General features: G+C 28.5%; 10 protein-coding genes. 1 reads left to right on the top strand and 9 read right to left on the bottom strand.

Features of this window, described 5'->3' with window-relative positions:
* Positions 1 to 20: 20 nt before the first annotated feature.
* The 5 genes from csn2 to O3802_RS01895 form a co-directional block, all read right to left on the bottom strand.
* Complete coding sequence (gene csn2 / locus O3802_RS01915; RefSeq protein WP_371458053.1) at positions 21 to 695, bottom strand: type II-A CRISPR-associated protein Csn2; 675 nt, start codon at positions 693 to 695, stop codon at positions 21 to 23.
* Positions 692 to 997, bottom strand: coding sequence for a CRISPR-associated endonuclease Cas2 (cas2, locus tag O3802_RS01910; protein ID WP_371458052.1), 306 nt, complete (start codon positions 995 to 997; stop codon positions 692 to 694). Before cas2 ends, csn2 begins: the two co-directional genes overlap by 4 nt.
* Positions 998 to 1,001: 4 nt before the next feature.
* Positions 1,002 to 1,877, bottom strand: coding sequence for a type II CRISPR-associated endonuclease Cas1 (gene cas1 / locus O3802_RS01905; RefSeq protein WP_371458051.1), 876 nt, complete (start codon positions 1,875 to 1,877; stop codon positions 1,002 to 1,004).
* Positions 1,852 to 6,027 (bottom strand): type II CRISPR RNA-guided endonuclease Cas9, encoded by a 4,176-nt coding sequence (gene cas9 / locus O3802_RS01900; protein WP_371458050.1) that lies wholly within the window; start codon positions 6,025 to 6,027, stop codon positions 1,852 to 1,854. The genes cas1 and cas9 overlap by 26 nt, the downstream gene beginning before the upstream one ends.
* A gap of 183 nt (positions 6,028 to 6,210) precedes the next feature.
* On the bottom strand, positions 6,211 to 7,689 hold the full coding sequence (locus tag O3802_RS01895) for an aldehyde dehydrogenase family protein (RefSeq protein ID WP_371458049.1): 1,479 nt from the start codon (positions 7,687 to 7,689) through the stop codon (positions 6,211 to 6,213).
* A 379-nt stretch (positions 7,690 to 8,068) separates the two neighbouring features.
* Here O3802_RS01895 and O3802_RS01890 point away from each other — a divergent pair, with 379 nt between their 5' ends.
* Positions 8,069 to 8,611, top strand: coding sequence for a thermonuclease family protein (locus O3802_RS01890; RefSeq protein WP_371458048.1), 543 nt, complete (start codon positions 8,069 to 8,071; stop codon positions 8,609 to 8,611).
* Positions 8,612 to 8,685: 74 nt separating this feature from the next.
* On the opposite strand, the gene O3802_RS01885 is transcribed toward O3802_RS01890, so the two are convergent.
* From O3802_RS01885 to O3802_RS01870, 4 genes are all read right to left on the bottom strand, one after another.
* The gene (locus O3802_RS01885) at positions 8,686 to 10,059 is read right to left on the bottom strand and encodes an amino acid permease (protein WP_371458146.1); all 1,374 of its coding nucleotides are present in this window, start codon (positions 10,057 to 10,059) and stop codon (positions 8,686 to 8,688) included.
* Between the two features lie 264 nt (positions 10,060 to 10,323).
* Positions 10,324 to 11,439: an alanine dehydrogenase gene (gene ald / locus O3802_RS01880; RefSeq protein ID WP_371458047.1), complete on the bottom strand. Its 1,116-nt coding sequence runs from the start codon at positions 11,437 to 11,439 to the stop codon at positions 10,324 to 10,326.
* 572 nt (positions 11,440 to 12,011) lie between these two features.
* Positions 12,012 to 12,614: a 30S ribosomal protein S4 gene (gene rpsD, locus O3802_RS01875; RefSeq protein WP_004632201.1), complete on the bottom strand. Its 603-nt coding sequence runs from the start codon at positions 12,612 to 12,614 to the stop codon at positions 12,012 to 12,014.
* 232 nt (positions 12,615 to 12,846) lie between these two features.
* Positions 12,847 to 13,512, bottom strand: coding sequence for a gamma-glutamyl-gamma-aminobutyrate hydrolase family protein (locus O3802_RS01870; RefSeq protein ID WP_371458046.1), 666 nt, complete (start codon positions 13,510 to 13,512; stop codon positions 12,847 to 12,849).
* Positions 13,513 to 13,565 lie beyond the last annotated feature (53 nt).

The raw sequence follows: 13,565 nt of genomic DNA, 5'->3' as shown, positions 1-13,565 counted from the left end.
ATTTTCTTTAAAAATCAATACTAAACTTCGCAGTTATCTTTATCAAAAATATATACTAACTCCTTATAATCTTGGTCGCTATAGTTATTAAATTGTTGTGTTTCTATATTTATTATGTTTATTTTATTTAAACAAATTTCTTTATAGAACTTCTTTATTTCCTCATCATTAAAAATCGAGTGTAAGCCAACTAAAAAAATAACTTTTGTACCGCACAAATTATTAAGAACTTTCATATATTTAATCATTTTTTCCAAATAATTATTTTCTTCTAAATGAATTTTCAAATTTCCTAACTTTAATAGAGACATTATATCTATTTCTTCATCTTGTTCTAAATCTAAACTATTATTGAAAATAAGACTTTCAAAGTACTCTTTTATCTGAGATATTAGTTTATTATATTCTATTATATCTTCTTCTACTTGCCTACATAGTTTTGCATGTACCTTTGTTAAAACTTTTTTATTATTTATGTCTATATTAAATAAATCACTTATAAAATAACTATACTTATCAAAGGCTATCTCCTTATTTTGCTCAGATAAAACAAAACTTCCCTCTAGTCCCTTATGTTGCCTTAATAATTCTAGAATTATTTCACGATAATATATTTTATTTTCAAATACTAAAGTATAGATAGTATTTTCTTTTAACTCTATTTGTCGATGCCACTCCCTATTTATAATTTTCATAATTCTATAAACCTCTCATCCGAATCTACATAATCTGTTTGTGTTTCTCCTACTAAAAATTCCATTTTAGAAAATTGCTTTTCTGTAACTTGTAGAATTTGTACTAAACCTTTTACAGGACAAAATCTTCGTATATTCTTTACTACTAAATCTGCGCTACCTTGATTCATAGCTAATCTAACATATACAGACTCTTGCATCATAATAAAACCGTTTTTTATCAAATTTTTTCTAAACTTTCTATAATTTCTTCTATCTTCTGATGTTTCAGTTGGTAAATCAAACATTACTAATATTCTCATAAATCTATAACTCATATTTATACATTTTCACATACTCTAAATCATTTTCTACTAAAGCAGAAAAAAGACTACGACAATATATCTTTATGGCATTAGCTACTGTTTGATTCTTATCATCTATTACAACAGTTTTATTTAAAATATTGATAAGTTTATTTTTATGATCTTTTGTAAATTCTGTCCCTTCCAAATTATACACTTCTTCATCTATCAAAATTCTAAAAGGTTCCATAAAGTCGCTAGAGAGATTAAATTTATTAAAGGGATTCCTATGACAAAGGCCTAATTGTGTAAAATATCCAGAAGAAACTATTTCTCGATTAAATGCTGAAAGAATTATCGAGTATCCATAATCTAATGCTGCATTAATGAAACACTCTTTATTGCGACTAAATTCCATACCATAGAGTGCATTAAAATAAACTTTTGCTGCAAAGCCTTCACGATTAGAACTATCATTCCATTCTAATTCTGATAAATATTGTTCTAAAAGTTTATATTCTTCTTTATTTAATTTTTTTAAAAATTGCATTTGATTAAAAATTTTTTCATAGACTATTCTTGTCCAAATTCGTTCTTTACTTTCTTTACTCCATTCAAGTTGATTTTTGTATTTTAAACTAGTATCATGACTACCATAATATTGTATTAATTCTGAACTAGGATTACGTTTTTCATCACAAAATACAACCTTTATTTTATTTTTTATCAATTCATTTAGAAGAACGGCGGTAAGACTTACCGCCGTATTTTCTACAATAACCATATAAATTTCGCCTAAACTAATTTTTTTAACTCCCGCTTCTTGACGTACTGTCATAAAGTTAAGACTATAATCTAGTTTTGCTCTTTCCCTAATTACTACAGTTCTCCAAGTCATCATTCTTCTCCCTAATTATTACTACTTCTTTCTCATAAACTCCTGTTACCGACTGTTCTATTATTGAAAATTGAGATTGATTTGATAAATTAAATCCATATGCTCCGCGACTAGTTTTCACATTAATATTTTTTAAGTCAGATGTAGATTTTTTATTTGTTAAAAGATTTAAGATTTCTAGCAATATTTTAGCTTGCTCATCCTTGGTAATATTTTTAAACTTATCTCTTACTTCTACTGTTGATAACTCATTATATTTATTAGGTGTTTTTCTAATAAATATTCCAGTATTCATTTTTTCTACAAGAATATTATATAGCTGAGTATTTTTAACTTCAGTTATATTATTCCAACGTCCTGCATCTTTATTCTCTTTATTCTCTTTTTTCCAATTTAAATATTTAGTTAATTCTTTTATATATAACTCACTTTCCTTATCTAATACTACTTGAACAGCACTATCATAGAAGAAATTGTCATTAGTTTTTCCACCCATGTAGTAATAAAAATTATTTATTTTTAGAAAACTACCTATACACAGTTTTCTATATTTTAATTTTAAAGCTTTTTCTGGTAATTGTTTCTGTGCGTATTTTAATAAATCTTTATCATTCTTTATATTTTGAGCTATATATATAGGAATCGGTACTACTCTAGTAATCTTTTTCTTACCTTTTTTACTATCTAAAATATATTCAAAAATTGAATAATAGGCAATTTTAATACTTGTAAATCCTCCATATCTTCTAACATCTTTAATTTTATTATCAGTAGTTTTTAATGGGTAATATGCTCCTTCTTTTGCCTTTTCTGCTATTTTTGCTTTATAGACTGTCGCATCATATAAAGCTCCTTTTTGTTCTGCAGTTCTTCTTGTTACTAGGATATTGTTATTATTCATTGTTTTCTCCACAATATGAACTGTTTTATCCATTTCCCATGCCACTGTATTAGCATTTTTTACATCTGTGTAGAATAGAGTATTTAATGAATATTTTCTCGCATCTTTTTTATTTTTTATGAAATTATAAACATTTCTTGTGAACTTAACATCATAGACATTTCCTACTACTATATTTAAATAAGCATCTTTGGCATGATGATAGTCATTAACTTCACGTACTTTAATTAATTTTTCATTATTTTCAGCTTTTCTATTTCCCTCTTTTATTTTTCCAAAGTTTTGTCTAAACGCACTCACATTTTCTGCTTTTGAGTAACAAATAGCTGTTTTTGGATTTAGCTCACCTAAAATCGTTGAAATAGCTTTTATCGCTTGTGATGTTTCTACTAGTTGGCGAGCGATAAATCCTGTCAGTTCATCATCGTTAAATTCTCTTGTTCTTACTAAACGATTATATTTTTCATCAGTTATTAGCTTTTTTTCTTTTAAGAAACGCCAAAGTCTCTTATTTTCTTCTGTTTGGAACTTTCTTTTAAGAGGAAATATATCTCCTTTTTCCTCATTGCTTTCTCGAGTTACTAAAACAGTATTATTAAAACTGTCATCCTTCACTTTGCTTTGAGGATAGATATGATCTATATCATATTTATTATTCTTTAAAAGATTATTTAGCTCTATTTTCTTACCAGTATACATACAGCGACCTAATTGTGTATAGTATAAATATAATTTCTTAGCTTTAAGTCTTGATGATTCTTCTTTAACTAATCTATCTTTATTAATAGAAAAATCTAATGTACTATTTAATTCTTTTTCTAGTTCAAATATCTCTTTATCTTTTATAGTTTTATATTTAGCAATCAAATCATTTTGGCGTGAGGTAGGCACCTTATTAGATCCTTGATTTTCTCTTGTTGTCTCAACAAATATTTTAGTTGGAGCACAACCAATTATATTTTTTAGTTCTTCTACTATTCTAACAGTTTGCCAAATAGATCGCTTAACGGCTGGACTTACATAAAGATTTTCTAAAATATCTGGGGTTATTTCCGTTATATCATCTTTATTTTCTTTATTATAATTTTTAATTTGATTCATATAATCAAACTTACCAGCTAACAGTTCCATAAAAAGAATTGTACTTTGTCGCATAGCGCCTATTATATTTAAACATTCTCCTGTTTCTTCATTATATAATTTTTCACTCACTAATTCTGTTAACAGTTTTCTACTTAGTGTTCCCCAGTCTTTATAGGTTAATCGTGACATTTTTTCTATTTCATCAGTTGTATAGAAATCCCCATAAACTTTTTTAATTTTTTCTTTTATTAATTTACGCGATTCTCCATACAATGTAATCCACAAAATAATATTTTCTACACGTTCTTCATCAAATTTGTCTCCAAGAATTTTTTTAAAATCACGATATGATTTCAAATCATTTTTTACTATATTATCTATTCCTGCAATTTCACCTTTGCCATCGATAAATCCTTCTGTTTTCAGAAGTTCTTTTATAGTTTTTTTAGTAACTTTTTTACCTTGTTCTTTAAATAGTTTGGTTATTATAATATTACGTGCTTCTACACTAATTCTATCACCTTCGTATTTAAGCGCATTTAATTCATTTAGTAAAGCATATTCAGAATATAATAGTGAATTTTTAGGAAGTACATCTTCTCCTGCAAGATAGGTGCACTTATTTGTTAAATTATTAATAAATGCTTCCGCACTTGCACTCTCATCTATTACATCTTTAAAATTCCATGGTGTAACTGCCACATCTTCCATACCTTCTTTACGGATTGCCCAAGAATATCCATTATTTTTTGTATTATGGTGTGTATTTAATGGCCCTATATAATACGGTATTCTAAATTCAAGTAATTGAATAACTTTTTCTCGTGTACTATAGCCACTATTATCTTTTTTGCTTAAAAAACTATGGTATTTAGCTGCATTGTCTAAAATTTTTATAAGTTCTTCTTTATGTATTTGATAAGGTACTACTGAATTATCTTTCGTTCTTTGTAGTGGTAGAAAAGTTTCTAAGTCAAGTTCTCCTAAAATTTTGTTTTTAATTTCACTATCTTGTAATTTTTCTAACTCTTTTTTTAAGAATTTTTTAAAATCTTCATATGAACAACTTTTTCCATTTTTACTTTTATGAGCATAGTTTACATAGTTTGTTCCTTTATCAATATCCACTTTAAAAATTTCATTATAGACTTCTTTTTTCTTATCTTCAGATAATTTATTATCTGCTTTTACCAGATTTTTAAGATTTTCTAGATCTTTTTTATGTTTATTGTATAATTCTACTTTTGATTCTGATATTGTTTTTCCTTCTTTTTTTATTTCAGCTAAAACAATATTATCGTATACTAATTTAGCTAAATCTAGTAATTCTATATAATTCGATAAAATTTGTTCATAGTCTGGGCGTACTTCTTCATATACCTTTTCTTTAAATGAAATACTTTTTACACTAGCATCTAATTCTTTATATTCTTCCATTTCATATATTTTATCTAATGATGTTTTACCACCAAAAATTAATTTAAAAATTTCTTGAAGTTGTTTTTCTTTTGGATAAAGTTTTTTTACATCATTATTTTTATCTGATAAATTTTTCTTTTGTAAAGCAATTTCTTTTAAACTATATATTACTTCATCTGTGACTTCAAAAGTAATATTGACTATATCTAGCTCTAATAGTTCTTTAATAACACTATCAATGTTACTATCGCTAAAACTTTGACCTTGAAGTAGGAAATGACCACGATTTTTTAGAATACTGTGTATCGCTAAATAAACTTTTCTTATATCTGGATTTTTTTCTGTCATAAGACTTGAACGCAGGTGATAAATAGTTGGATACTCTTTATAATAATCCTTATCTGTATAATCTTTGTCATTAAAAAGTATATAGTCATTCATTAAACTCTTATCTTCAAAACGATATTTACTTTCTTTAAGTCTAAAAAAGAAATTAGAATCCTTTTTAGAAACTTCTTTAATAAATAGTTCTTCTAATAAATTAATTCTCCATTTTCTTCTTGCCAAACGTCTACGCCCTGCTCTATAAACACGTCTGTCCGCTGCTGTTGTCGCCCCTTCAAACAAGCGAGTTCCCCATAATCTCTTTTTATTTTTACGTAGTAATTTATAATTACTATCTGTAGCGGCCCAACCTACACTAGCAGAACCAACATCCAATCCTAGATACCATTCTTTATTTTTCATCTTTATTCTCCTTTATATATATATCACTTACTATTTTATCATATTTTATTAAGTAATTATACAAATTTTATCGTATAAAAAATAATAATCCATAAAATTATGATATCGCATAACTACTATATATTACGCCATCTATCTATTTCTATGGATTATTATAAATTTATGTTTTATTTTATGATTTTATTAATTATAGAATCCAGAAACATCATCTGTCAAATCAATTAAGATATTTTTCATTTGTGAATAGTGATCTAATATTACTTTGTGAGTTTCACGACCTATACCAGATTTTTTATATCCACCAAATGGAGCATGCTCTGGTATTTGATTGTATGTGTTAACCCAAACTCTTCCTGTTTCAACACTACGAGCAATATATAGTGCTCTTGTAATATTTTTAGAGAATACTGCTCCAGCTAAGCCATATTCACTGTCATTTGCTTGTTCAATGACTTCTTCATCTTTTTTAAATTTGATTACAACTGATACTGGTCCAAAAACTTCTTCTTGAGATATACGGCAACCATTATGCACTCCTGTTATAAGTGTTGGTTTAACAAATGCTCCTTTGTCACAACCATTTTCAGTGTATCGTTCTCCTCCAACGAGTATTTCTCCACCTTCTTTTTTAGCAATCTCAATATATTTAATAATTTTCTCAGCTTGTTTTTCATCTATTTGGCTTCCCATTTGGGTTTCTGGATCTAACGGGTTGCCAATTTTTAATTTGTTGAAACGTTCTTTTATTTTCTCAACAAACTCGTCATAAATTCCTTCTTGAACAAAAATTCTAGAACCAGCACAACATACTTGACCTTGATTGAATAATATACCTAGTTGTGCTCCATCAAGAGCTTTTTCAATATCAGCATCATCTAATACTATGTTAGCTGATTTTCCTCCTAATTCTAAAGTTGCAGGTATCAATTTTTCAGCTGCTGCTATAGCAATTTTTCTACCCACCTCTGTAGAACCAGTAAATGCTAATTTATCAAGTCCTGTATGATTTTTTAAGAATTCCCCTGATTTACTTCCACGTCCTGTTACTACGTTTAACACTCCTTTAGGAAGTACATCTTGAATTAATTCTACAAATGTTAATAAACTTAATGATGTTAAACTAGATGGTTTAATAACAATAGTATTCCCTGCCGCTAATGCCGGTGCAAGTTTCCAAGCTGCCATTAAGAACGGAAAGTTCCAAGGAATTATTTGGCCAACAACCCCAATAGGCTCCCTTAATACTATACTTAAGTATTTTTCTTCTAAGACTGTTGCCTGTCCTTCATCAGCTAAAATACAACCCGCAAAATATCTAAAGTGTTTGGCACTAAGTGGAACATCGACCGCCATTGTTTCACGTATTGGTTTACCATTATCTAAACTTTCAGTAGTAGCTAAAAGCTCTGTATTTTCATCTATAATATCTGCTATTTTATTTAAAATAGTAGCACGTTCACTTACTGTTGTTTTTTTCCAAGTTTTAAATGCTTCCCTTGCAGCATCTACAGCCTTGTCTACATCACTTTCACTTGCATCTGGAAAGTTCGCTAGGTATTCTGAATTAGCTGGATTATAAGCTTCAAAAATAGCCTTATCCGCTGCATCTACCCATTCTCCATTTATAAACATTTTAAAATTATCTTTTTTTAATTTTATCATATTGTTTTTCTCCTTTTTTAGTTTACACATATACTATCATCTTAAGTTAGCGTTTACAAGCTTTCTGTTTAGTCTTTATTTTTCTGTATCAAATATCATTATATTTTTTAATTTATATTATATATTAAAAAGTTTTATATAACTATGTTTCTTTTCTTAATATTTAATGTTATTAAGTAAATTAATTATTTATTATATTTTAATGTTTTCAAAAAAGAAGTCTATAATTTTTTAATAACATTTAATACTAAAATTCTATAAATTAAATATTAAATTCAAATAAGATGTATCAACCATTACTTAAATTAAAAGGATATTATAACTTTAAAATAATCAAAATACATGTTAAACTTAAAGTACAATAAAGGGGGGAATAATTATGAATAAGAAAAAAGTATTTATTATCTTTTTTCTTGGTTTTACAATTTTAATTTTTGGTATATTTGCTTTATTTAATAATAAAAAAGAAGTCTATCATATATCTAATATAAACGGAATTCAAATAAAGGGTGATACTACTCGCTATCCTGTAAAATTATTAGAAAAAATTGATGGTGATACTATCATAGTCATATTTAATAATAAAGAATTAAAAGTTCGTTATTTACTTATTGATACTCCAGAAACCGTAAAACCTGGCACACCAGTTCAAAAATATGGACCAGAAGCAAGTAATTTAAATGGAGAAATTTTGAAGAAAGCTAAGAAAATAGAGTTAGAATTTGATATCTATGAGAAACAAGATAAATATCATCGAGCATTGTGCTATGTATACGCAGATGGAAAATCAGTTCAAGAACAATTACTAACAGCTGGTTTAGCTGAAATAAAATATATTAAAGAACCCGACACTAGATATTTAAAAATTTTTAAAAAAGCACAGGGCGTTGCTAAGAGTAATAAACGTAATCTGTGGGCATAATCATTTTTAAGAAGATTGCAATACAAAAAACGACTACATATATTTGATATGTAGTCGCTTTTTATACCTCTATATTATTTTAATTTACTATTTTTATACGAGAATGCAAAGTATATGATTATACCTACAATTACCCAAATGATAAAAATAATCCATGTTGTTAATTTAATACTATATAGTAATGCAGCAAATAACACTATTGATATCATTGGTAATACTGGCATTCCTGGCACTTTGAATCCACGTTTTAAATCTGGATATTTTTTGTAGAATACAATTGTTGTGTAACTCACTAAGGCAAATGCTATAATAGAAGCCACATTAGCTAAGTCAGCTAATTGTCCTAATGGCAGGAACCCTGCTAAGATAGCTGTTGTTATTCCTAAGCCCCATGTTACTGTACTTGGAACATTACTTTTATTTACTTTTGTAAAAGTTTTTGGCAATAGACCATCACGTGCAATTGTATAAGTAATACGAATACCTGCATAAATAAATGACAAGATACCTGCCATTAATCCAATTACAGCTCCAAGTGAAACGATACCTGCTACTCTATTTTGACCAACTTCTTCTAATACGAATGCTAGAGCATCACCTGTTCCTAATTTAAAATATTCAACAACACCAGTTAATACTAGACATACTATAATATAAAATGCTGTACAAACAATCATAGTTATAATAATAGCTTTTGGTAATGCTTTTTCTGGATTAATAGTTTCTTCTGCTGATGTAGAAATAGCATCAAACCCTAGATAAGCGAAAAATACAGTAGTTGCCGCAAGCATTACTCCTGAAAAACCAGTTGGAGCAAAGTTATTTGTCCAGTTAGTAGGTTCTACATAAAATGATCCTACAACAATAAATAAAATTACAATACCTACTTTAGCAGCTACCATTAGGTTATTTACAAGCTTACTACTAGATGTCCCTTTTGATAGAATAAATGTAATTAATAATACAACTATTACTGCTGGAATATTACCATATCCACCAGCTGAAGGCAAAGTATAAATTTCTTTTGGAATATTTACACCTAGTCCCGCCAATAGACGAGAAAAATAACTAGACCACCCATTAGCAATTGTTGCTGCAGTAAGAACGTAACCACCAATAAGTACCCAACCAATGGCATAAGCGACTATTTCACCTACTGATACGTAAAGATAAGTATACGTACTACCACTTGACGGGATTGTAGAAGCTAATTCTGCATAACATAAGGCTGCCAAACAACATGCAAACCCTGCGATTAAAAATGAAAATATTACGGCCGGTCCTGCTTCTGATGAAGCTTTTCCCGTTAATACCAAAATTCCTGAACCTATAATCGCACCAATTCCGAATAAAACTAAATCCATAGTCTTCATTGTTGGAGTTAATGTTTTATTTCTTGATTCGGCTAATATCGATTCAATTGATTTTTTTCTAAAGATACTCATGATATCCTCCTCAATGTATTAGTAAATATTATCCACTATTGATAATATTCTTATATTATATCACAATTATATATTATATACCACAAATGGATTTTATTATATAAAAATTGTACAAAACAAATAATAAAAATATTAATAAAGTATTAAAAATATTTTATATCTCTAATGTGATTAACACTTAAAAAGAGGAAGTAGAAAAAGACATATAGATTATTTTCTACTTCCTCAATAACATAACTATTTACGTTTTGTTTATATTATATAATTCTACAAAGCTTTTTCTACTGGAGTATATTCATAACCTAAATCATCAGCAACAGCTTTAAATGTTACTTTTCCATTAGCTACGTTAACACCAGGTGCTAACTCAGGGAATCTAGAAACTGCTTCTTTAACTCCTAAATTAGCGATAACTTTAACATATTTTGCAGTAGCATTACATAATGCAAAAGTAGCTGTTTCTGCAACTGCACCTGGGATATTAGCTACAGAATAGTGAAGAACTCCTTCTTCAATGAAGATTGGATTATCATGGCTTGTTGGACGACCTTCAGTATATTCTGTTGTACCACCTTGGTCAATCGCTACGTCTACGATAACACCACCATCTGGCATATCTTTAATCATCTCTTTAGTAACAAGTTTAGGTGCTTTTGCTCCTGGAATTAATACTGTACTTACAACTAAGTCAGCTGTTTTAATTGCATTAGCAATATTCAATTTGTTTGAGTAAACAGTTTCCACTTTACCACCAAAGATATGCGATAATTCTGTTAAACGATCTAAGTTTACATCTAACATAGTTACACGAGCACCTAATCCTGCTGCTGCTGTTGCTGCTGCTGTTCCTGCAACTCCGGCTCCAATAACTACAACATGTCCTGGTTGAACCCCTGGAACACCTTGTAATAATTTACCTTTACCGCCTTGTACTTTAGATAAGAATCTAGTACCTTCTTGAATAGCCATACGTCCAGCTATTTCACTCATAGGTCTTAATAATGGTAATGTTCTACCCACTTTAACTGTTTCAAATGCAATACCGATAGTCCCTGTTTCTACCATTGCTTTTGTTAATTCTTCGTCAGCAGCTAAGTGTAAGTATGTGTAGATGATTAATCCTTTTCTGAAATATTTATATTCAGATGGAATTGGTTCTTTAACTTTATAGATTAAGTCTGATTTATTCCATACGTCTTCTGCTTTATCTAATAAAATAGCCCCTACTTTTTCATATTCAGCATCTGAAATACCAGAAGCAAGTCCTGCTCCTTTTTCTACGTATACAGTGTGCCCATCATGGACTAATTCAGCAACAACTCCTGGAATTGCTGAAACCCTACTTTCGTTATTTTTTATTTCTGTTGGTACTCCGATAATCATTTCCCTTACCTCCTAATTTTTTTTCTGTATTATCATCATAACATATTTAGATATAAAATGAAAGCGTTCTTCTGATGAAAGTATTGTTTGAAAACATTTTCTCATTATAACTTGTGTTTAATTTTTTAAAACGCACTGTATTATAGGTTTTTATTACCTATAGTACAGTATTTTTCTGTTGGATATGTGATTATTTTTATCATGAAAATAATAATGAAAAACAGATGTTATTTGCAATTAGAAATTATTTATATATATATTCACAAATAATATATATATAAATATATTTTTAATTAGATACATATTTTATGCTTTTTACAATACTATATAAAAATTATTTTATAATGTATTAAAAATTTAAGTTAAAATTATTTTCAAATTTCTATTAATTCTGATAATACAAAATTAATTCGTGTGTTATAATAGTGAAATTAGTTATTTTTTATAATTATCATATGACATCTAACTTTTTATGTTCATTTTTATTCCCTAAGTATACAATTCCTTCAATAAACACTCACTTATACAAAAAATACTTCACCGATATATAATTATCAGTGAAGTATTTTCTATTAACGGCTATAGTACTCAACGATAAGTTGTTCGTTGATTTCTGGGTGTAATTCACTTCTTTCTGGAAGTCTTACTAATGATCCTTCTAATTTATCAGCATCAAAAGTTAAGTACTCAGGTACGAAGTTAGTTACTTCAACAGCTTCTTTAATAATTTCAAGGTTTCTAGATTTTTCTCTTACTGAAACTACTTGACCTGGTTTAACAGCGTAAGAAGCGATATCTACTTTTTTACCATCTACAAGAACGTGTCCGTGGTTAACTAATTGTCTAGCTTGACGGTTAGTTCTTGCTAATCCTAAGCTATAAACTACTGAATCTAAACGTGTAGCAAGTAATGCCATGAAGTTTTCACCGTGTAGACCTTGTAATTTACCAGCTTTATCGAATAATTTACGGAATTGTTTTTCATTCATACCGTGTAGGTAACGAAGTTTTTGTTTTTCTTGTAATTGTAAACCATACTCAGATAGTTTTTTTCTTAAGTTAGGACCGTGTTGTCCTGGTGCGTAAGGACGTTTTGCTAACTCCTTACCAGTACCGCTTAGTGAAATTCCTAAACGACGAGATTTTTTCCAAGTTGAACCTGTAAAACGAGCCATTATTGTGCTCCTCCTTTTTCTTTTTGTTTTTATTTTGAGTAAAACAAAAAGCACGATTATCGTTGTTGTATATGTTATAAAACTGGAACTTCGCCTAGCAGCATAGGCTACGAGTTGCCACATTATAAAATGTATAACATAGAGGCAATAACAAATAATCCACTGCTATTATTTTACATAAATACTAGTTTATCATTAAATCTAGTATTAGTCAACTATTTTAAATAATATTTTAACTATTACATAATTCTAAAAATTTTTTAAATGTATTATATTCAAAATCAACTTCTGGATGCCACTGAACCCCTATTAAGTTTCCTTTTTCTATAGCCTCTATCGTTCCATCTTCTGCAGTAGCTGTGATTTTAAATCCATTAGCTACTCTATTTATTGATTGATGATGAATAGTATTTACTTCGGATGACTTTCCATATAATGAATATAAAAATGAATCCTCTTCTATATTGATATTATGTTTTATAAGAGTATCCTCACTCGAATGATTTTCTATATGTTGCTTTAACGTACCACCAAAATATACATTCAAGCTTTGTAAGCCGCTGCATATCCCAAAGATAGGTTTATCTTTTTTTTCAAATTCTTCTATTAATTTGAAATCTAACTCATCTTCATAATTGTCAACAGGATATTCTAATCGATTATCGGGTTTTTCTCCATAATATTTAGGATGTATGTCTCTATCTCTTCCAGCAACAATTAGACCACTACACATGGAAGCAATTTCCTTTATTCCATTTTGCGAGCATACAGGGAATATTATAAATCCTGCTTTTTCTGCTACTTCTGAAAAGAATCCATTTACATACAATCTTCTTTTTTCTAATCCAATAGCAGATTTATAATCAGTACTTCTTGCCGAAATTGCTATTATTTTCATGTATAGTCCTCCTTACTTACTTTCTATCTTCTTGTCAATAAAAGTATATAGTT

The organism is Gemella sp. 27098_8_92 (genome assembly GCF_041433685.1).
Lineage (GTDB): Bacteria > Bacillota > Bacilli > Staphylococcales > Gemellaceae > Gemella.
This window is presented reverse-complemented; position numbering and strand designations above follow the sequence as displayed.